Annotated in this window: 25 protein-coding genes and 6 tRNA genes; 12 read left to right on the top strand and 19 right to left on the bottom strand. The window is 51.6% G+C overall.

Annotated features, from left to right (window positions below):
• Window positions 1–46 precede the first annotated feature (46 nt).
• The 3 genes from KFE80_01975 (at window position 47) to KFE80_01965 (ending at window position 835) form a co-directional block, all read left to right on the top strand.
• A tRNA-Arg gene (locus KFE80_01975) sits at window positions 47–123 on the top strand.
• Window positions 124–148: 25 nt separating this feature from the next.
• The gene (locus KFE80_01970) at window positions 149–703 is read left to right on the top strand and encodes a nitroreductase family protein (protein UTW45703.1); all 555 of its coding nucleotides are present in this window, start codon (window positions 149–151) and stop codon (window positions 701–703) included.
• Window positions 704–747: 44 nt separating this feature from the next.
• Window positions 748–835, top strand: a tRNA-Ser gene (locus KFE80_01965).
• Window positions 836–1,024: 189 nt separating this feature from the next.
• Here KFE80_01965 and KFE80_01960 read toward each other — a convergent pair.
• Window positions 1,025–1,720 (bottom strand): pirin family protein, encoded by a 696-nt coding sequence (locus KFE80_01960; protein UTW45702.1) that lies wholly within the window; start codon window positions 1,718–1,720, stop codon window positions 1,025–1,027.
• 106 nt (window positions 1,721–1,826) lie between these two features.
• Window positions 1,827–2,186: a helix-turn-helix transcriptional regulator gene (locus KFE80_01955; protein ID UTW45701.1), complete on the bottom strand. Its 360-nt coding sequence runs from the start codon at window positions 2,184–2,186 to the stop codon at window positions 1,827–1,829.
• A gap of 129 nt (window positions 2,187–2,315) precedes the next feature.
• Between KFE80_01955 and KFE80_01950 the strand changes: the two genes are divergently transcribed.
• Window positions 2,316–2,918 (top strand): NAD(P)H-dependent oxidoreductase, encoded by a 603-nt coding sequence (locus KFE80_01950; protein UTW45700.1) that lies wholly within the window; start codon window positions 2,316–2,318, stop codon window positions 2,916–2,918.
• Window positions 2,919–2,928: 10 nt separating this feature from the next.
• The gene (locus tag KFE80_01945) at window positions 2,929–3,468 is read left to right on the top strand and encodes a redoxin family protein (GenBank protein ID UTW45699.1); all 540 of its coding nucleotides are present in this window, start codon (window positions 2,929–2,931) and stop codon (window positions 3,466–3,468) included.
• 19 nt (window positions 3,469–3,487) lie between these two features.
• Here the strand turns inward: KFE80_01945 and KFE80_01940 are convergent, their stop codons facing one another.
• Both KFE80_01940 and KFE80_01935 read right to left on the bottom strand, forming a co-directional pair.
• Window positions 3,488–4,387 carry a LysR family transcriptional regulator gene (locus tag KFE80_01940; protein UTW45698.1) on the bottom strand — a complete coding sequence of 300 codons (900 nt, stop codon included), beginning with the start codon at window positions 4,385–4,387 and terminating at the stop codon, window positions 3,488–3,490.
• Between the two features lie 19 nt (window positions 4,388–4,406).
• Window positions 4,407–5,393 carry a glutathione S-transferase family protein gene (locus tag KFE80_01935; protein ID UTW45697.1) on the bottom strand — a complete coding sequence of 329 codons (987 nt, stop codon included), beginning with the start codon at window positions 5,391–5,393 and terminating at the stop codon, window positions 4,407–4,409.
• Between the two features lie 158 nt (window positions 5,394–5,551).
• On the opposite strand from KFE80_01935, the gene KFE80_01930 reads away from it, so the two are divergent.
• Both KFE80_01930 and KFE80_01925 read left to right on the top strand, forming a co-directional pair.
• On the top strand, window positions 5,552–6,328 hold the full coding sequence (locus KFE80_01930; protein ID UTW46590.1) for a methyltransferase domain-containing protein: 777 nt from the start codon (window positions 5,552–5,554) through the stop codon (window positions 6,326–6,328).
• 112 nt (window positions 6,329–6,440) lie between these two features.
• Window positions 6,441–7,811: an adenylate/guanylate cyclase domain-containing protein gene (locus tag KFE80_01925; protein UTW45696.1), complete on the top strand. Its 1,371-nt coding sequence runs from the start codon at window positions 6,441–6,443 to the stop codon at window positions 7,809–7,811.
• Window positions 7,812–7,864: 53 nt separating this feature from the next.
• Here the strand turns inward: KFE80_01925 and KFE80_01920 are convergent, their stop codons facing one another.
• The 9 genes from KFE80_01920 to KFE80_01880 form a co-directional block, all read right to left on the bottom strand.
• Window positions 7,865–8,185, bottom strand: coding sequence for a hypothetical protein (locus KFE80_01920; protein UTW45695.1), 321 nt, complete (start codon window positions 8,183–8,185; stop codon window positions 7,865–7,867).
• Between the two features lie 93 nt (window positions 8,186–8,278).
• Complete coding sequence (queF, locus tag KFE80_01915) at window positions 8,279–9,088, bottom strand: NADPH-dependent 7-cyano-7-deazaguanine reductase QueF (GenBank protein ID UTW45694.1); 810 nt, start codon at window positions 9,086–9,088, stop codon at window positions 8,279–8,281.
• Window positions 9,089–9,092: 4 nt separating this feature from the next.
• Window positions 9,093–9,866 (bottom strand): ABC transporter permease, encoded by a 774-nt coding sequence (locus KFE80_01910; protein UTW45693.1) that lies wholly within the window; start codon window positions 9,864–9,866, stop codon window positions 9,093–9,095.
• Window positions 9,863–10,813, bottom strand: a complete 951-nt coding sequence (locus tag KFE80_01905) for an ABC transporter ATP-binding protein (GenBank protein UTW45692.1) — start codon at window positions 10,811–10,813, stop codon at window positions 9,863–9,865. The genes KFE80_01910 and KFE80_01905 overlap by 4 nt, the downstream gene beginning before the upstream one ends.
• Before the next feature lie 140 nt (window positions 10,814–10,953).
• Window positions 10,954–11,029, bottom strand: a tRNA-Gly gene (locus KFE80_01900).
• Between the two features lies 1 nt (window position 11,030).
• A tRNA-Glu gene (locus tag KFE80_01895) sits at window positions 11,031–11,106 on the bottom strand.
• A gap of 91 nt (window positions 11,107–11,197) precedes the next feature.
• A tRNA-Gly gene (locus tag KFE80_01890) sits at window positions 11,198–11,273 on the bottom strand.
• Between the two features lies 1 nt (window position 11,274).
• Window positions 11,275–11,350: transfer RNA gene (locus tag KFE80_01885), tRNA-Glu, on the bottom strand.
• A 60-nt stretch (window positions 11,351–11,410) separates the two neighbouring features.
• Window positions 11,411–12,211 (bottom strand): DUF1499 domain-containing protein, encoded by an 801-nt coding sequence (locus tag KFE80_01880; protein ID UTW45691.1) that lies wholly within the window; start codon window positions 12,209–12,211, stop codon window positions 11,411–11,413.
• A gap of 200 nt (window positions 12,212–12,411) precedes the next feature.
• Between KFE80_01880 and KFE80_01875 the strand changes: the two genes are divergently transcribed.
• The 3 genes from KFE80_01875 (at window position 12,412) to KFE80_01865 (ending at window position 14,097) form a co-directional block, all read left to right on the top strand.
• On the top strand, window positions 12,412–12,579 hold the full coding sequence (locus KFE80_01875; GenBank protein ID UTW45690.1) for a hypothetical protein: 168 nt from the start codon (window positions 12,412–12,414) through the stop codon (window positions 12,577–12,579).
• Between the two features lie 39 nt (window positions 12,580–12,618).
• Entirely contained in the window at window positions 12,619–13,839 is a 1,221-nt protein-coding gene (locus KFE80_01870; GenBank protein ID UTW45689.1) for a pyridoxal phosphate-dependent aminotransferase, read from the top strand.
• 111 nt (window positions 13,840–13,950) lie between these two features.
• Window positions 13,951–14,097 (top strand): hypothetical protein, encoded by a 147-nt coding sequence (locus KFE80_01865; GenBank protein ID UTW45688.1) that lies wholly within the window; start codon window positions 13,951–13,953, stop codon window positions 14,095–14,097.
• Window positions 14,098–14,198: 101 nt separating this feature from the next.
• Here KFE80_01865 and KFE80_01860 read toward each other — a convergent pair whose 3' ends face one another.
• Genes KFE80_01860 through KFE80_01850 form a run of 3 tightly spaced genes read right to left on the bottom strand, consistent with a single transcriptional unit; the run spans window position 14,199 to window position 16,783 of the window.
• Window positions 14,199–15,296 carry a 4-phosphoerythronate dehydrogenase gene (locus KFE80_01860; GenBank protein ID UTW45687.1) on the bottom strand — a complete coding sequence of 366 codons (1,098 nt, stop codon included), beginning with the start codon at window positions 15,294–15,296 and terminating at the stop codon, window positions 14,199–14,201.
• 27 nt (window positions 15,297–15,323) lie between these two features.
• A complete protein-coding gene (locus tag KFE80_01855; protein ID UTW45686.1) occupies window positions 15,324–16,229 on the bottom strand; it encodes a flap endonuclease in 906 nt (301 codons plus the stop codon).
• The gene (locus KFE80_01850) at window positions 16,226–16,783 is read right to left on the bottom strand and encodes an elongation factor P hydroxylase (protein UTW45685.1); all 558 of its coding nucleotides are present in this window, start codon (window positions 16,781–16,783) and stop codon (window positions 16,226–16,228) included. The genes KFE80_01855 and KFE80_01850 overlap by 4 nt, the downstream gene beginning before the upstream one ends.
• 118 nt (window positions 16,784–16,901) lie before the next feature.
• Between KFE80_01850 and KFE80_01845 the strand changes: the two genes are divergently transcribed.
• Window positions 16,902–17,606, top strand: a complete 705-nt coding sequence (locus tag KFE80_01845) for a hypothetical protein (protein ID UTW45684.1) — start codon at window positions 16,902–16,904, stop codon at window positions 17,604–17,606.
• A 54-nt stretch (window positions 17,607–17,660) separates the two neighbouring features.
• On the opposite strand, the gene KFE80_01840 is transcribed toward KFE80_01845, so the two are convergent.
• Together KFE80_01840 and tusA are read right to left on the bottom strand one after the other, a co-directional pair.
• Window positions 17,661–18,149, bottom strand: a complete 489-nt coding sequence (locus KFE80_01840; protein UTW46589.1) for a bifunctional (p)ppGpp synthetase/guanosine-3',5'-bis(diphosphate) 3'-pyrophosphohydrolase — start codon at window positions 18,147–18,149, stop codon at window positions 17,661–17,663.
• Window positions 18,150–18,196: 47 nt separating this feature from the next.
• The gene (tusA, locus tag KFE80_01835; protein ID UTW45683.1) at window positions 18,197–18,430 is read right to left on the bottom strand and encodes a sulfurtransferase TusA; all 234 of its coding nucleotides are present in this window, start codon (window positions 18,428–18,430) and stop codon (window positions 18,197–18,199) included.
• A 178-nt stretch (window positions 18,431–18,608) separates the two neighbouring features.
• On the opposite strand from tusA, the gene KFE80_01830 reads away from it, so the two are divergent.
• On the top strand, window positions 18,609–18,890 hold the full coding sequence (locus KFE80_01830; GenBank protein UTW45682.1) for an antibiotic biosynthesis monooxygenase: 282 nt from the start codon (window positions 18,609–18,611) through the stop codon (window positions 18,888–18,890).
• Here the strand turns inward: KFE80_01830 and rlmM are convergent.
• Entirely contained in the window at window positions 18,880–19,938 is a 1,059-nt protein-coding gene (rlmM, locus tag KFE80_01825; protein UTW46588.1) for a 23S rRNA (cytidine(2498)-2'-O)-methyltransferase RlmM, read from the bottom strand. The genes KFE80_01830 and rlmM overlap by 11 nt on opposite strands.
• Window position 19,939: the final 1 nt, after the last annotated feature.

Raw genomic sequence — 19,939 nt, 5'->3', positions numbered from 1 at the left:
CCCTCTTGTAGTTTCAAGACCGACCATTAGAATACTTTCTCCTCACGCCCCGATGGCACAGCTGGATAGCGCGGCCCCCTCCTAAGGGGCAGGTCTCAGGTTCGAATCCTGATCGGGGCGCCATTTCAACGTCGAGACACAAACACCTATGGACGCTCTACACGCCTTGCAAAACCGCGTTTCAACCCCGCGACTAAGCGCCCCCTCCCCTAGCTCTGAAGCACTGCAAAACATCAAACAGGCCGCCATGCGGGCAGCGGATCATCGCATGCTGCGTCCGTGGCGATTTTTGGTGATTGAAGGTGAAGGCCTGACCAGGCTGGGGCAACTGTTTGTTGCCGCCAAGACACCCGAGGGCGAAACCTTGTCCGCCGACCAGCAGGCATTGTGGGCCTGTAAGGCACAGCGGGCACCGATGATTATCGTTGCTATTGCCAGCTGTAAAGACGACGAAAAAGTCCCTGAAATAGAACAAATTATTTCCGCAGGCTGCTGCGTGCAAAATATGCTCAACGCTGCTTTCGCCCAAGGCGTTGGCGCTGTATGGCGCACCGGGGATTTTGCCTACCATCGTGCGGTACGCAACGGCCTTGGCGTTGACGACCACGAAAAGATCGTTGGTTACCTTTACCTGGGCACACCGGAAGGTCGCCAAAAGGCCGTTCCAGAAGTAGACACTGAGCAGTTCTTCAGCAACTGGTAGCGTTGCTTTTAAAAGCACGTTTGTGTAAAGTGCGCGACCTTCACGGTGAGGTGTCCGAGTGGCCGAAGGAGCACGCCTGGAAAGTGTGTATACGGAAACGTATCGAGGGTTCGAATCCCTCCCTCACCGCCACCCATAAAAAAACCCAAGTCATTGCACTTGGGTTTTTTTATGGGTGGCGGTGAGGGATGTGTGGACGAACCATCCGGTTCGACAAAATTGCAGGACAGCAATTTTGGGCGCTGTAGTGTAGCGCAAGCGGGCGCAGCCCGAAGGCCATGGATGGCCTGAGTCAATCCATGCACCAAGTCACCACTACAATTAAACATTGATTTCCGGCAGGTCAAACCACAAAGCGGTGAAATCGCTTCTGGCACTTACTGCCAAAGGCTTTTCCACAATGCCTAAGGCGTCGCCATCTTTTAATTCGTAACCATTCAGATCAGCCTTACCGCTGATAACGTGCATATAACCCGGGCGCTGCTGAGGGCTGAATTGATATCGCTCACCGGGCTTTAACTGCAAACAATAGAGGCTGGCATCCTGCTGCATGGTGATTGAGTTATCGCGACCATCTGGCGTCACCAGTGGCGTTAGTGGCCCTTGTTGTACGATCTTTTTTTGCTGGTAGCTTGGCTGTGTGCGCTGCCTATTAGGCTGAATCCATATTTGTAAAAAGCGCATTCTGTCACTGTGAGAATGATTGAACTCAGAATGAGTGATACCGGTACCAGCACTCATTCGCTGCACTTCACCGGCGGGCACCACAAAGCGATTACCCATGCTGTCTTTATGCTCAATAGCGCCCTCAAGCACATAGGAAATAATCTCCATATCACGATGGCCGTGAGTATCAAATCCGGCACCGGGTTTAAGAGTATCGTCGTTAATCACGCGCAAGGCGGAGATACCCATGTGCTTAGGATCGTAGTAATGGCCAAATGAAAAAGAATGTTTGCTATCCAACCAGCCGTAGTTAGCGCGACCGCGCTCACTGCCGGGGCGTAAGTAGTACATAACCGCCTCCTCATTGATGATGAGTACATGCTATGTAAATTTGGGCCGAGTGAATATTGTGTTGATTCGCGTTTTTTATTCTAAAAATTAGAAAGAGTTTGAAGCCCTAGATCTTATGTTCTTCACTCCAGTCTTTCAGCTGTTCCAAAATCCCCAGTGCAGAACGACCAAAGGTGGTCATTTCATAGCTGACCGCAATAGGCCGAGTGCTGATCACGTTTCTAAGTACCAACCCTTGCGCCTCCATTTCTTTCAGCCGCTGATCAACCATTTTTTTGCTGGCACCCCCCAATTGGCGACTCAATTCATTAAAGCGCACCGGGCCGTCTTTTAAATGCCAGAGTATAGACCCCTTCCATTTGCCGCCGATAATACGCATGCCACGTTCAATGGGACAGGGGCCATCACACAGTCTATCGACTCCCTTACGGCCATTCGGGCTGACACGAACAGTTACCTCACTCATATTAAAGCCCTCTTCTCTACGAGTATTTTGCTGAGTCTCATCAAAGGTTACAAAAAGTATACTAGTTGATTTTAGTAACCTATGGAAAGAGAATGTGCCCCACTGCTTTTAAGCCTATAGGGAATTTGTATGAAAAATATTTTTATTATTAACGCCCACCAGCCCTATGAGTTTTCTGAAGGCCGGTTGAATGCATCGTTGGTTGCCCAGGCCACAGAGTTTTTTACCAAACGCGACTGCAGCGTAAAAACGACCATTGTGGCCGAAGGCTATGATGTTAAAACCGAGCTGGATAAGCATCGCTGGGCCGACTTGGTCATTGTCCAGATGCCTGTAAATTGGATGGGCGTGCCCTGGCCTTTCAAGCGTTATATGGACGAAGTGTATACAGCGGGCATGAACGGCGAGTTGTGCGATGGCGATGGCCGCAGCCGAACAGACACTGGCAAGCACTATGGCAGTGGAGGCACACTGCCAGATACCCGTTACATGTTGTCACTTACATTTAATGCCCCGATAGAAGCCTTTGATAATCCGGATCAGTATCTGTTTCAAGGTAAGTCTGTGGACGACTTATTCCTGCCCATGCATATGAATTTTCGATTTTTTGCGATGCAAGCATTACCCACTTTTACCTGTTATGACGTATTAAAAAATCCAGACATTGATTCCGACTTCGCGCGATTTGAACAACACTTAGAACACATTATTGAGCTGTCTGTGGCAGACTGAGGAATATCCTATGAATTCAAATAATAAATTGCCTGCGGGCAGTATTTTTCCACCACTGCAGGTTAAAGACCTGAACGATAACAACGTTACATTGGGTAAACCTCAACAGGGAGCCAGCTGGCAACTTGTACTGGTTTATCGTGGCCGCCACTGTCCCTTATGCACCAAGTACCTCAATCAATTGGAATCTTACAGGGACCGATTACTGCAAAATGGTGTGGATGTAGTGGCAGTTTCAGGGGATTCCAAAGCGCAATTGCAAGCACACTTGAGCAAATTACAGGTCAGTTTTGCGCTTTGCTACGGCCTGACCCAGGAACAAATGCAGACGCTGGGGCTTTACATTTCTATCCCCCGCTCAGCCGAAGAAACCGATCATAACTTTGCCGAGCCAGGATTGTTTGTCATCAATGAAGAAGGCGCTATTCAGGTGATCGATATTTCCAACAACCCATTCGTGCGCCCGGAACTGGAGGCGTTGATATCCGGGCTGGAGTGGATTCGCAACCCGGACAACAATTATCCGATTCGGGGCACCTTGGCTTATTGAGGGCTTACTGAGCCGAGTCTTAATCCTCAGAGGTTTGCAGGTCTAAGGTCAACAGCCGCAGTTCGCCCATAAACTCTCTTGTCGCCAAGCCAATGCGATCTTTATCCTGATAATTGAGGTAAAAACTGGCGCTGCGGCTGGCGCCTTCACTGAGAGGCAAGCGTTTAATATCACCAGCGAGCAACGCAGCACTGATGGCCGGTTTTGGCAACCAGGCATAACCCAGGTTTTGTTCAATCAGTTCCACCGACGCCCTCATATGGCTCACAGTCCAGCGCTGCTCAGCACCGAGCCAGCCGGCGCTCACTTTGTTCTGCAGAGCGGAGTCGCGAACAATAATCTGCCGATAGGCCTTCAAGTCTTCATAATGGAGCGTCCGGTCAAGCTGGTGCAATGGATGCTCCCTGTGAGCTACCGCAACAAGCTCTATCAGGCAGATTTCTTCGTTTAAGCCTCCCGGCATGGGAAAAGGCGACAGTCCAATATCGGCTTTGCCCTCTGCAATTAACTCATTGGTACCCGACAGCACCGTATCGATAATATCGATGCGAGTCTGCGGGTACAGCGCTGAGACTTTTTTTAGCGCTTCAAATACAAAATGCTGCGGAAACGCGCCGTCCACCGCGATACGTATTTCGGTTTCAACACCACTGCCCAATGTCTCAGCCACCGCTTCGATGCGGGTAACCTCATCCAGTAAATACTGGCTACGGCGCAATAACAGCTCCCCGGCATCGGTCAACACGGTCTTGCGCCCCTGTACATCAAACAACTTGATACCCAGAGACTCTTCCAGCTTGTGGATTGCATGGTGGATACTGGACGGGCTTTTGTGCACGATATTTGCCGCCTGGTTAAAGCCGCCGCCATCAACGACGGCCTTAAACATGCGCCATTGCTCCAACGTTGTTTTTTGCATAGCCTGCTATCGCCGACAATTAATCCAGTGACACTGTATCGCGGTTGTGCGGGCGATCATAATCAATATCCGGGCCGGCGGGCACTACCTGTGTTGGATTGATCATGGTGTGGCTGAAATAGTAGTGTCGTTTGATGTGGTAGAAGTCCACCGTATCCGCCACCCCCGGCCATTGATACAGCTCGCGCACGTAATTGCTGATGGCTGGAAAATCTTCCAGCCGCTCCCGGTTGCATTTGAAGTGGCCGTGATAAACCGCATCAAAACGAATCAATGTTGTAAACAGCCGCCAATCTGCTTCGGTAACATCGCTGCCAACCAAGTAGCGCTGGCCACTCAGGCGCTCTTCTATCTGATCCAGCGACTCAAAAAGAGATTGGTAAGCCTGTTGATAAGCTTCCTGGCTGGTTGCGAAACCACACCGGTAAACACCATTATTAATGGTGTCGTAAACGACCTTGTTGATGGACTCAATTTCATCGTGTTTGTTTGCTGGAAAGAAGTCTTGGGTATCGCCGGTAATCTCATTAAACGCCTGGTTGAACATGCGAATGATTTCTGACGATTCGTTGCTCACAATGCAATTCTGCTGCTTATCCCACAGCACTGGCACGGTGACTCGGCCGGTGTAATCCGCTTTATTGCGGGTATACACCTGGTGCAGAAATTCATAGCCGAATAAATCATCCCCCGAGCCGCCCTCCTCGGTGTTGAACGTCCACCCACGATCCAGCATATCCGGGCTGACAACAGAGACGCTGATATGGGCATCCAGTTTTTTCAGCTGACGAAAAATCAGGGTGCGATGCGCCCACGGGCAAGCCAGGGATACATACAAATGGTAACGGCCAGATTCGGCCCTAAAACCACCCTTACCGCTTGGCCCCGCTAAACCATCAGCCGTTACCCAATTGCGCAGCTGTGCCGCTTCGCGCTGAAAAGCACCGCCGGATTGCTTGGTGTCGTACCATTGGTCTTGCCACTCGCCGTTAACTAAAAGTCCCATCGGAAATCCTCTTACCATTCAGTGTATTGTTGGAAACAGTATAGAGTTCGGAAAACAAATAAAAATTGGAAAAACCAGCAGCACATATTCTAAAAAATAGGATATAAAGCCCCCTACCCAGGCCTTGAAATATGCTCTCTCAATCAGAACCACAAGCGATGCCCAAAAACGACCGCAACTTCGACAATATTGCCGATCACTTTGCCCGCAAAATCTACGGTGGCCTAAAAGGTGAGATTCGCCTGGGGGTACTGTGGCGTGACCTCAATGAGCAAGTGTTGAGGAATATCCCCAAAGGGGCCAGCGTACTCGATGCCGGCACGGGTTTGGGTCAGATCGCCTCCGGGCTTGCCAATCAAAGCTACGAGGTAACCGCCAGTGATATTTCTGCGGAAATGTTGGCGTTGGCAAAGCAGCGGGCAGAGGGCGAAGGAAGTGTCGGAAAAATCCGCTGGCTGCAAACAGCGCTGCAATTGCTTCACCAAGAACTATCCGGGCAAACATTTGACCTGGTGATGTGCCATGCAGTGCTGGAGTGGCTGGCAGAGCCGCAGCAAGGCATTGCCGCATTGGCACCCCTGCTATCAAGCACCGGCTACCTTTCACTCACCTTCTACAACCGCGACGCCCTGGTGTATCGAAATCTGATTCGAGGCAACTTCAACAAAGCCACCAGCAACGACTTTGCCGGCGACCCCAACAGCTTGACGCCACCCAATCCTCTGACGTTGAATGACGTTGAAAGCCAGCTGGCACAGCACGGCCTCAAAGTCATTTATAAAAGCGGTATACGCGTGTTTCACGATTATGTGCGCCAACCCAGTGGTGGCAACCAGTTGCCTGATGCCATTAAAGACATGGAGTTACTGCACTCCAGCAAAGAATCATTTATCGGTCTTGGGCGCTATATTCACCTGCTGTGCAGGCCCTGCTAGCCTTCCTGTACCGGAAAGACGCAACTTGGCCGGAAATAGTGTTTGCAGCTGTGGACTTTTTGCAAAACAGGTTATGTAATAGGCCCATCTTCCGATCACGCTGTACCTGATAATGACAACAACCAGCGACACCAAATTTTCCAGCGGCAACCATCACCAGAATATATTTCGGGTGCTATTGGGGCTGTCCGCCGTGTGCCACCTGTTGCTCCTGCCCAAACTGTTCAACGGCCTCGCTTTTAGCCTGGTAGCTATCGGCGTATTGCTGTACATCCTGATAGCGCACTTTATCAGCGGTGTCGTTAAGGAAGAAAAACGCAACCTCTGCAACCACCTGCTCAACTACCTGGACGCCATACTCATTGGTGTGTTCGTTTCCTACAGCGACTTCTCCCTGTTACCCGGCGGACTGTTTGCACTGCTAACCCTGCACAACAGCGCCATTGTCGGGGGCGCTGTACGCATGCTGGAAAGCTTTATCTCACTATTGATCGGCGCAGCCTTATTGCTGATTGTGCAGCCCGCGGGTTTCTCGCCAGAAGTGGATTTGGGCACGGCCATTGCCAGTCTGGTGACGCTGGGGGCCTACTTGTGTATTTACGGCTCCTACAGCCACTATGAATCCCGACACCTCAAGCGCCACCTGAAAACCACCGAGCAGCAACTGCTGCAAAACAAGCTGCGCTCCTACAAATTGTCAAAATACCTCTCCCCTGCTCTGCGCAAAGAAATTTTGTCCGGCAAGGAAGTGCGCCTGGAAACCCAGCGCAAAAAACTGACCGTGTTCTTTTCCGACATCCGCGGCTTTAGTGAACTGGCGGAAGAGATGGAGCCGGAAGCCCTGACCGGCCTGCTGAATAACTACCTGACGGAGATGTCGGACATCGCCATCAAGTTCGGCGGCACCATCGACAAATTTATGGGTGATGGCATGATGGTGTTCTTCGGCGACCCAAGCACCCGGGGCGCCAAAGACGATTGTCTGGCCTGTGTGTCTATGGCCATTGCCATGAAAAAACACATGCGAGAATTGCAGTTGCGCTGGGCCAACCAGGGAATACAAAAACCCATGGAAATTCGCATGGGCATCAACACCGGCTTTTGCACCGTGGGCAACTTTGGCACCGAAAACCGCCTGGACTACACCCTGCTTGGTACGGAAGTGAACCTGGCCAGCCGCCTGGAATCCTCTGCCCAACCCGGCGAGATACTGGTTTCCCACGCTACTTACGCGTTGGTAAAAGATACAGTGATGTGTCAGGACAAAGGCGAGATTACCGTGAAAGGTTACCAGCAACCGGTAAAAGTGTACTCCGCCATCGATACCCGCAAAAACCTCGGCAAAGACCAGGCTTACTTTGAACACGCCACCGACGGCTTTTCCATGTATATGGATACCGACAAAATTAATAACTACGAAAAGAGTCGGGTTTTGAAATCGTTAAAAGAGGCGATTGATCGGTTGGAGAATGAAGGATTGTAAGCTTTTTTACTGAACGTACCGAGGTCAAAATCTGCAAAAACATTCCTACGTGCTTATTCAATAGAAATATAATACCCGTAAAAAGGACCTTTGCGATTAATAGCAATATGTGCGGTAAAGCCTGACACTTTCATTATTTGATCAAGCAAATGCTTACAGGGAGCTTTCTTTTCCCAAGGTTCTATATTTCCGGGATAGTTTAAAGCCACCTTTTCTGCATTAAACTCTTTTCCTGCTTCAGAAGCTAAAATATAACTATCGCCTTTGACTAGGTATATTTCCCATCCTTTTGAATAAGGTTTAATTTTCGGCAAAAGATTTTGCCAGGAAATTAATCTTGAATTGCTTTTTCTCTTAAAGAAAATATTAAACATATTGCTTCTTTCATTGCCAGTATCGTAGCTCGGGTAAAGCGCAGCGTAACCCGGGGTCAAAATCTGTAAAAAAAACTACGCACTTACTAATGATTACTGCCGCACCAACCGAAAACTCGTGGGTGTGGCATTTGACGTACTCCGCCAGGGGTTAATATCCAGCCCACCCCGCCGCGTATAGCGCGCATAAACATCCAACTCATCAGGCCCACAGCGAGACAAGATATCCATAAAAATGCGCTCCACACATTGTTCGTGAAAATCCTGGTGTTGACGAAAAGAAATCAGGTATTTCAGTAATCCCTCACGGGAGATTTGTCGCCCCCGGTAGCGCACCATCACACTGGCCCAGTCTGGCTGATCGGTCACTGGGCAGTTGGTTTTAAGCAGGTGACTGTGCAAGGTTTCCTGCACCTCACCGACATCGGTTACATCCAATAGGGATGGATCTGGGTGATAGCAGTCAATCGCCACATCCAGATTATCAATACAGGTGCCTGGCAAATCGGCAACGCCTAATTTCTGGTAGTTCGCCAAAGTAAACAATTGCACCAATACTGGCCCACCGGCGCACTGGCTTAAATCCACTTCCAATCGCTGACTGACTTCGCCCCAACGGGTAAAGCGGGTTTGGTTAAACGAGTTCAAGTACAGCTTGAAGGATTTGGATTCAATCAGTGCTGCGCTGTTCGCCGGTACGGTAAACTCCGCCACCGCCACTTGCGGTTTTCCACTGTCATCGAGCCAGGAAAGTTCATAGCCAGTCCATAAGTCTGCGCCCACAAAAGGCACTTCAGCAAACTCCAGCTGCTTGCGCCCTTCACTGCGAGGAATCGGCGTGAGTAATGACGCGTCGTACTCCGATGGGTATTGGGTGTGCTTTCCCAAATGCAGGTCAGCCATATCGTTAACTCCGCAACCGTGAACCTTTTTCCAGCTGGTGCAGAGCAACCACAAACAGCACCAGGCTAAATACAATCACCATGGCAAACGCCCAGGTCACATCAATGTCGGATACGCCCAGCAATCCGTAGCGAAAGGCATTGACCATATACAGCACCGGGTTGGCCATAGACACGCCTTGCCAAAACTCCGGCAGCAAGCTGATGGAATAAAACACGCCACCCAGATAGGTAAGCGGAGTCAGCACAAAGGTGGGAATAATGGAAATATCGTCAAAGCTGCGAGCAAACACCGCATTAATAAAGCCCGCCAACGAAAACATAATAGACGTGCACAGCACCATGCCCACAGTGACGCCCAAATGTTTTACCTGTAGCTCAGTAAAAAACAGCGACAACAACGTCACTATCAACCCCACCGCCAAACCACGGGAAACGCCACCAATACAGAACCCCAACAGAATAATGTAGTTAGGAATTGGCGAGACCAACATTTCTTCCACACTGCGCTGGTATTTGGTGCTGAAAAAAGACGACACCACATTGGAATAGGAGTTGGTAATCACCGACATCATAATCAGCCCCGGCACCACAAATTCCATGTAACTGAATCCGGCCATTTCACCAATACGTGGACCAATCAACGTGCCGAAAATAATAAAGTATAGGGATATGGTAATCGCCGGGGGCAATAAGGTCTGCATCCAGATACGGGTAAAGCGGCGAATCTCTTTCACCACAATGGTACGAAACGCAATCCATTTTTCAGTGGTGGTCACGACGTCTCTCCCTGCGCCTGGCTAGGGCTGCTATTGGTCATGGAGACAAACATTTCTTCCAGGCGGTTGGCCTTGTTACGCATGCTTTGCACTTGAATACCTTGCTCTGCCAACGCGGCAAACAGTTCATTGAGCGACTGCCCCTTCACCACTTCCACCTCCAGGCAGTTGCCCTCCTCTTCGGCCACCAGGCGTGAGGGAAATCCGGGCAGTTGCGGGCACTGATCCAACTTGCCGTTTATATCCAACACAAACACTTCTTTGTTCAGTTGCGCCAGTAGCTGGCGAATGCTGGTGTTCTGTACGATCAGGCCGTGATCAATAATGGCGATATTGCGGCACAGGCTTTCCGCTTCTTCCAGATAGTGGGTGGTGAGGATAATCGTGGTGCCTTCCCCATTAATTTTCCGCAAAAAGTCCCACATGGATCGACGCAGTTCTATATCCACACCGGCAGTGGGTTCGTCCAGAATCAACAATTTGGGTTCGTGAATCATTGCCCGGGCAATCATCAGGCGTCGCTTCATACCGCCGGACAACATGCGGGAAACGCTGTGCCGTTTATCCCACAACCCCAGTAGCCTGAGGTACTTTTCGGCACGCTCTGCCGCCAGTTTTGGGTGCAGTCCAAAATAACCCGCCTGGGTAATCAGGATATCGTAGACCTTTTCAAACTGGTTGAAATTGAACTCCTGCGGCACCACCCCGAGGTACTGCTTGGCCGTGGAAAAATCACTGTCGATATCGCAGCCAAATATCTCCACGTTGCCAGCGCTTTTACGTATCAGGGAACAAATAATGCCGATGGTGGTGGATTTCCCAGCTCCGTTGGGGCCAAGCAAAGCGAAAAAATCCCCTGGTTGGACATCCAGGCTAACGCCCTTCAGTGCCTCCAAGCCATTGTCATAGACTTTGTGCAAGTCCTGTATTTTTAGTGCAGCGGTCATGGAAGTGGCATACCCGAGCGTTTAAAGAGAGCGAAGTATAGGGCAGAAACAGAAAAGGCGCAGATCGACAATCTGCGCCTTTTCGTTAACTTGCTACCTGGAAAGCTTTCCATTTAGAAAGCTCTCCATTTCAAAAACATTGGAGCGGGAAACCGGGTTCGAACCGGCGACCTCAACCTTGGCAAGGTTGCGCTCTACCAACTGAGCTATTCCCGCGTGGCATCCCGTAGGGGAGTCGAACCCCTGTTACCGCCGTGAAAGGGCGGTGTCCTAGGCCTCTAGACGAACGGGACACGGTTGTATCGGTTGCCAGGCGATACTCTCTTCGCTTTGTGTTCGGCAACTTTTCAGGGCATCTGTTCAAAAGAACCAGTCCAAAAAAGTTGGAGCGGGAAACCGGGTTCGAACCGGCGACCTCAACCTTGGCAAGGTTGCGCTCTACCAACTGAGCTATTCCCGCGTGGCATCCCGTAGGGGAGTCGAACCCCTGTTACCGCCGTGAAAGGGCGGTGTCCTAGGCCTCTAGACGAACGGGACACTGAACACTTGATTGATGATCAGCCAACTGACTTGGTCATCAACGAAGAGGCGCGCATTCTATGAATCCGATGAAATGCTGTCAACACTTTTCTGGCTCAGAGAGCCCCCTTTTCCATCAGGGTTTTCAATATCTTGCAACGCTTTGCAGGAAATACCAGGGGTGTTGCAAAGAGCCCGATAAAAATCTCGAATACGGGCGGCATTGGCGCCGAAATCACCGCGCCCCAAACGGGATACCGAGCGTACATCCACGCGGCTCCCAGTAGACAATGGCGAAAGACGAACCACCACATCATCAATAAAACCAAACAGGGTTGAGCGGTCTTGGGCTTCTACACGCAACATCAACTCATCGGAGCCCAACAGCTTCCACCCCAAAGACTCGGCCACCCCTTCCACGGCCGGCAACAATTGCAGAGGTGCTGTATCCACCACATGAGGCACAATATCCGGGTAAGCGTTGAGCTGCTGAGCAGCCACTTCTTTGCCGGGGTAATTCAGGCTGTTGTCCTGGCGCTGGCGGCCAATACGGGCAAACTCAAATTCCGGCGGCTCCGCCGTATCCGTAGTAATGTCGTGGATCAGTGGCAGCTTAAAGCTCCCCGGCCCCATCACAACAAAGCCAACAATCAGTGGCGAGCACCCCAGCAGCAAGAACACCAACAAACCACCTTGAATCTTGAACAGCATCAACATGGTAATGATCGACAGCACGGCAACCAGAGTAATAAAGAGCAAGCCGCTGCCAGTGGCCACCAGCCCGGTAAACATGGATGTCAGGCCGTAACGGCTGCACAAGATACCGCCAATGGTCAAAATGGTGCCGCCAATCAACAGCGCCGTTAGCAAGGTTCTCATAGACAAGCCTCAGCGGAACAATCGCCGGTAAAGCGCCTGCGGTTGCTCTGAGCCACTGGCATTACCCTTTTGGGGGCAATTTCTAATCCATTCACCACATTTTGCTCCATTTACACGTTGGTGAGTCGGTCAATGCATGATATGTTGCCAGTCCTGCAACAGAAATAACACCATCGGCTTACAAGCCGATACAGGCCGATATGACTGCAAACAAAAAACAACAGCCCGCCTCCGAGGCAGACTTCCACGGCGCCGCAATCATTGGCGACGACGGCCAGGAAGTGCTTATCACCGAAGATATGGTGAAAGACGCCTGCGAAAAACTGGATGAAGCCCAGGCAGACGACTCAGCACCCAAGGCTGAGTAACTGCCACTTTATCGTCCAATTACTGCCAAACTTTACCCCATGAAACCAATTATCAAGTCCAACAAGCTGGACAATGTCTGCTACGACATTCGCGGCTCTATTCTCGACCACGCCAACCGCCTGGAAGAAGATGGTCATCGCATCCTCAAACTGAACATTGGCAACCCCGCCGCATTCGGCCTGCTTGCCCCGGAAGAAATCATTCAGGATGTGATTCACAACCTCCCCGCTGCCCAGGGCTACGGCCACGCCAAGGGGCTATACAGTGCTCGCAAAGCGATTATGCAGCGCTGCCAGGTCACTGGCATACCGGATGTCACCGTAGACGACATCATTATTGGCAATGGCGTCAGCGAAATGATCGTGATGGCCATGCAGGGTTTGCTCAATAACGGTGACGAAATCCTGGTGCCCGCACCGGATTACCCTTTGTGGACTGCAGCGGTGACCCTGGCGGGGGGCAAAGCGGTGCACTACCTGTGCGATGAAGCCAACGGCTGGCAACCGGATCTGGATGACATTCGCAGCAAGGTGTCAGAAAACACCAAAGGCATTGTGGTCATCAACCCCAATAACCCCACTGGCGCTGTGTACTCGGAAAGCGTTTTGCGGGAACTGGTGGCCATTGCCAGGCAGCAGGAACTGATTCTGTTTGCCGACGAGATATACGACCAGATTATCTACGATGACGCCGTACACATACCCCTGGGCTCACTGGTCACGGACATTCCCTGTATTACCTTTAACGGCCTCTCCAAAACCCACCGTATGGCGGGGTTTCGCGCTGGCTGGATGATCCTCAGCGGTGCCAAGCACCTGGCCAAAGATTACTTTGAAGGCCTGGAAATGTTGGCGTCCATGCGCTTGTGCGCCAATGTGCCCTCCATGCATGGCATTCAAACCGCTCTCGGCGGCTACCAGAGCATCGACGACCTGATTAAGCCCGGCGGGCGCCTGTACGAGCAGATGCAACTGGCCTGGCGTAAACTCAATGACATTCCCGGCATCAGCTGTGTCAAACCCAAGGGGGCCATGTACCTGTTCCCCAAAATTGACCCCGAGGTATACCACATCCCTGACGATGAGCAGTTTGTACTCAACCTGCTGGTTCAAGAGCACATACTGCTGGTACAAGGCACCGCCTTTAACTGGCCACAGCCAGACCACTTCCGCATCGTTTTTTTGCCGGACGTCAAAGATCTGGATATTGCCATTGACAAACTGGCCCTGCACCTGCGTCAATACCGCCTTCAAAAATAAGGCACTTTAGGGTGCTGATAACAAGCCGTTTAAGCGGTGACATATAACTGTAAAAAATGCCTCATAGACTGCCGGCCAGGTAGCACGGGCTTAAATTAGGGGAGTAGCCACATGGACAACCAAATTAGCGACGCCACCAACTTCAACGGCGCAGCCATTCTGGATCAGAACGGCAAAGAAGTGCCGATTACGGAAGAAATGGTACAGGGGGCTTGCCACGAGTTGGCGACAGACGAACAAAGCAGCACTAACAGCTAATTGTTGTTCGCCTTTCATTCAAGACCACTGGTTTTAAAAACACTGAGGCCGCCGTTGAAAAACGGCGGCTTTTTTTCAGCCTGAAAATCCCCTGCTCATGGCTAGCCAAAGCCAAACGCCGTCAGCACCTGCCGATCAAACGCACTCAGCTTGTCACCGACAACCCGATAGCGATGAAACTCGTGGCGCTGGGGGTATTCCTTACGCAGTCGGTCAAACTGATGTGCGCTATCGGCCATGGCCAATTGAGCGCGCATACGCCGGTCATCTTCACGAATGTCGTAAGCCCCCTGAACAGCCTCATTCAAGACCTTCGCTGACAAAACCATAGGCTCGTCCTGCTCAACAACAGGGTTGGCAGGCTCCTCCCGCCAACGCAAAAACGCATCCCGCACCATGGTCGTGCCGTTGGTTTTGCCTTGTACGCTGTAACCCGCAATATGAGGCGTAGCCAAAATCACCGCCTCCAACAGCGGTTGTGAAACATCTGGCTCCCCTTCCCACACATCCAGCACCACCTTTAAATCCGCGCCCCGGTTGAGCCGATTTAGCAGTGCACTGTTATCAATAGCCGCCCCACGACCAGCGTTCAACAGCACAGTACCTGGAGCAAATTGCTCCAGCTCCGCCTCGCTGAGCATATGGTGGGTGGGAAACGGCCCATCAACGGTATGCGGGGTATGCAAACACACCACAGAACATCCCAGCACGGTTTCCAGATCGGTCAAATCCGGATTTTCCTCAATATCCAGAAACGGGTCATAGCAGTGCACAGACACACCCATTGCCCGAAAACGACGATACAGTCGCCCACCGACATTGCCACAACCAACAATTCCTACAGAAGTCTGGCCGGCACACAATGTCTGCCAGTCCACATTGAGAGTACAGAGTGCCGCACAGACGTAATCCACCACCGCCGTTGCGTTACAACCGGGGGCAGCACTGAACTCAATACCTTGCTCGACGAGGTAATCCAGATCCACATGGTCAACGCCAATGGTGGCAGAGCCCACAAAGCGAATACCACTGTTCGCCAGCAGCGTCCTGTTCACCTGAGTGACTGAGCGCACCAGCAGCACATCCGCGTCGCGTACCTGAGCGGCGCTGAGGTTGCGTCCCGGCACAGTTATCACTTCGCCATAGGGGCTAAACAGCTCCCGCACCAAAGGCATATTTTCGTCGGCAATAATTTTCATCCGCATCTCAACGTCTATAAACAGGAACTAAGTGCCATTTAATCGGCCAGCACGCATCAACAGCTGCCGCCCCAAGCCCATACGATGGCAAAAGTCCTCGAAGCGTTTATGGTCAACACCCTGCCATTGCAGGGCCCTGTCAAATTGGCTTTCTTCAACTCCCAGAGGAGCATCGCAATGAATGGCGGTTAGCTGCCGGGTTAGTTGAAGCTGCTTTTCAAGCGGCGCAAGCTTTTGCGCAATCCCTGATGCACCCCGGATTGGCAAATTCAGCAACTGATCTAAATTGGCTAACAGAGTATCGATATCGGCAAAGTGGTTTAGCAAGGCCACTGCAGTTTTCGGCCCGATGCCCGGCACACCGGGTATATTGTCGGTAGGGTCACCCACCAAAGCCAGATAATCCGCCATTTGGGGTAGGCCAATACCCAGCTTGGCTTCGTAATGAGCTCGGTCGTTTGCTTCACTGGAGCCAAAATCCCACATGCATTCACCGGGTTGCAGCAATTGAGTCAGATCTTTGTCACGACTGATGATCACCGGTTCACAGCGATTACTGCGGGCCAGATTCGCGAGCGTACCGATAATATCGTCCGCTTCGTGGCTGTGGCTGGCAAAGTGAGCCACCCCTAGAATTTCAGCCACCTCACGGCTGGCGCGCAACTGAAACTCAAGCGCCTCATCCGGCAGTGCCCGGTTGGCCTTATAGGCGGGGAACAACTGGTGCCTGAAACCAGTTCCCAAACTTTCATCGTGAGCAGTAGCCACATACCGGGGCTGTTGTTTTTGCAGCAAGGTTAGCAGCCAGTTGGTGTAACCCTGCACACCATTGGTGGCATAGCCCTCTGTGCTGTGCCAATTGTCTGGCAAGGCAAAGTAGTGGCGGAAAAAGTAAATAGACGCATCAATCAAATACGCCTTTGCCACCGTCACAAACACCCCTGTTGAAACAACTCAGGGCCAACAGGAGCCGTACCAAGTTGCTGGCGCAAGTGAGCCGCTAACTGTGCCCCTCGTGCGGGCAAACCTTGTTGACAGTAGACCTGCGCCTGCTGGCATACCGCTTCCGCAAATGCCTCGCTGGTGCCGACATCACCATCTAGATTATCGGCACTGAGATGAAAGCGGTGCCCAGCGGCCAACGACAAATGCCACTCTACCGCTTGGGGCTTAACCTCCACCGACTCAAATTGACGCTGTTGCCCAGCGGTACGGCCATCCGGGTTGTACCAGTAACCAAAATCTACTTGCTGGCGACGTTGCTCACCGGCGATGCACCAGTGGGCAATTTCGTGAAAGGCACTGGAAAGGTAATCCTCTCGATAATACAAGCGATGGTAGTGACAGGTGTCATCGGCCGGCAGATAAAGGGGCTCGTTGGCTCCGCCGATCAAGCGGGTGTTAAACCCCTCCAGAAATAACTGGTTGAACAGCTGCTCCAACTGCTGGCAGCTGATGGTCGGATTGTGAATTACATAGCTGCCCATAAACGGCCTATTGTGATTTGCAACAATCAGGAGTAGTGTAAGAAGTGCCTGTCAGCTGATGTCGCAGGCAGGCGGTGAACAATAATCATAAGCTTCACCCACCCCGAGGAGGCGTATTATGACTACCTCAACCCACAGCCACAATACGGACAATGTGGTTGACCTGTTTTCAGGGAAGCCTTTCTCCGATGCGTTTAATCGGCGCATTATCCGACTCTCTCCCGAACTCGATGGCCTGGAAATGCTGTACGCCAACAGCGCTCATTCAGAAAAGTTATTCAGTGTAAAAGTGCTTTGCTGGGGCTTGCGCGCCGACGGCGAAGTGGTTGGCATGGTGCCCTGGCTGAATGATATTGTCCCCTGCCCCGATATTCAGGACCCGCTCAATGGTCACTGGCAGGGTTACTACGACGCCAGCGCTGACGATCTTTTTACCGAACCGCCACTGCACAAGGTGATTGAGCTGGAAACCGCTGCTGAGTACTACAGTGACGAGGCCAACGACGAAAGTACAAGCTCGGTCATTATTCAGGAATTACCGGACACCATTGGCACCCATGCAGTGCTCTCCAGCGATGGTTTTAAAAGCCTGATACTCAAAGAAGTGGTCAGTTGGCGCTTGCATGGGGATGGCAGCATTTACGGTATGCTGATTGACGACGATAAGGTGGAAGCCACTCCAGTGCTGCCCGGCGACAGCAGCCTGTACCCAGCCACCAAAGACAACGGCTTCCGCTACTACTTCCAGCACCATATCGCCAATATGATCAAATCCCAAGACCCGGAAGCCATGGCGGCGATGTCCATGTTAATGGAGACTTGATAGGCAACAGAATCTGATCTGTGGCAATACGGCAGCGCTCATTGCAAGCCTTTGTTATGAGGGCATTAAGCCGCTTATTTTCAGCCACAAATCATCACACAAACCTGGCCGATAAACTGCTTCTCTGAATTGGTCATGCTCTTTCGCATACATTGCGAATTTATCCTTGCGCCCACCATCAACTGCAGCCTGTATATTCGCCAAACGGTCCGCGGTTTTTACCAACAGAGCGATTTCAAGGTCCCCTGTAACTCTGGACATTATTTGGTAAGTTTTGCGTTTGCGTTCTTTTCTGTTGGCACCCACCTGGTCCGTCAAAATAGCTACCGCTTTAGCAATGTCCGCATCGAATGCCCGAGCAATCTCTTCAAACGTTGCCGGAGTGTCTTCCACCACATCGTGTAAATAACCGATCACCTGAGCCCTTTCACCATAGGGCTGTAAAATAGAAACCACAGACTCCAGATGATAAATGTACGGTTTGTCACCATACTGCTGGTCGCCGTGATTTTTTATGGCGTACGCTCTTGCTTTATCTAGCATCGATTTCATGAATCTGATCAACTAAAAAGCAATGAAACCAAGGTGGCTCATCCCTTACGAATCACAAACAGATAAGTTTTCCCCTCTTCCCCCGTTGCCACCAGCTCGTGACCGAGAAAGTTGCAAAACTTGGGAATATCCCGTGTGGTGGAAGGGTCGGTGGCCAGCACTTTCACCGTATCGCCAGCGGCCATATCCCGCACCGTGTTGTGCAGCAGCATCACCGGTTCTGGGCACAGCAGGCCTGAGGCGTCGAGGGTTTGATTGGTCTCTATATCCATGGGCGCATTTTCTCAAACAATAGCCAACGGCAACAAGTGGGCTTAGATTTATAACCACTGGGGGGCTGGAAGCCCCGCCAATGCAGCCTTTTGGTGTACTTTTACCCCAACGGCTCCCCGTGTTATCCTGCGCGCCGCTTTTGCAGCACCATTTATCAACAAGGTACCTTCGAAAATAATGATTAGTGTTTTAATTCAACGGGTTATCGCTCCGGGTATGGAACCCAGTTACGACCAAATCATCAACTCCGCCATGCAATCTGCTCTTAGTGTGCCCGGTTTTATCTCCGGCGAGTCCATGCACAACCTGGAGTACCCCAATGTTCGCTATGTCATGGTGAAGATGCGTTCTGAACTGGACTGGTACGCTTGGCACGCGTCACCAGAGCGCAATCAGGCGCTGGAGCAAGTCACGCCTCTATTGCTGGAACCGGAAAAAATCACTCTGCTCAGTCACTGACCGCCAGAAAACCGGTCACTTCTTCCCTATCGTGATAGAGCTGTTTAAAACGCAGCTCTGCCTTTAGGCCAGACTGCTGAATCGCTTCTTCAATTAGCGTACGACAACTTTGTACTGCCGTATAACGTTGTTTCATCGGTAGTTTGAGGTTAAAGATCGCCCTTTTACACCAGCCTTTGGTTGCCCAGCGGGCGACCATATCGGCAGTACGGGCTGGCTTGTCAGCGATATCGCATACCAACCAACTGACATTGCCTTTGGGCTGATAGGTGTAGGCATCACCGCGCACATGGGCCACCATCCCGGTGTCCATTAAGTCTTTGTCCATGGGCCCGTTGTCCACCGCATCTACGTACAAGCCCCGCTGTACCAACTGCCAGGTCCAACCTCCGGGGGCGGCCCCCAAATCCACAGCCAACGTGCCTGCTTTCATCAATTCCTGCTGACGGTCGTCGCGCAAAAACCACAAAATTGCCTCATCCAGCTTCAAAGTGGCACGGCTGGGGGCCTGGCGCGGCATTTTTAACCGAGGTATGCCCATTGGCCACGGGCTTTGATTGGCTTCCCTGGCAACACCCACAAAAGCGCGCTGTCCATCCAGAAAAAGCAGTTGCAAGCGAGATTTGGCGGACGCTTTTAGCAGCCCCTTCTTGGCCAGGCTGGCGCGCAGGGGATGGCTGATTTTGCGGCACAGTTTCGACAGTGCCTTACCCTCGTTGGTATCCGGGTGCTCAACACTGATATCGCTGAACCGGGTAGCCAGGCCGTCAGCAACCATGACCAAAGCCCCTACCCGATCTTCAACCGGCAGTTGTTCCTGCAATGACACCGACGCAAACCACTGGCGGACAAAAATCAGCTGATCAAAAGCGATGCGCTCCATGGCCTGTAGGGCGCCGTTGTGCTGGTGACACACATAAACCATATAACCGTCACCGGGCTTGGCTTTTGCGTAACCACTGATACCCACCATGGCTGCGCATTCACTGATTTCGGCGGCGCATTCTTTTTCAAAACCCGCGCGGCAATGCAAGACAAGGTGATTCAGG

The organism is bacterium SCSIO 12696, from assembly GCA_024397955.1.
In the GTDB taxonomy this organism is placed as follows: domain Bacteria; phylum Pseudomonadota; class Gammaproteobacteria; order Pseudomonadales; family Porticoccaceae; genus SCSIO-12696.
The sequence above is the reverse complement of the archived record's forward strand: the minus strand, read 5'-3'. Positions and strand labels throughout refer to the sequence as shown.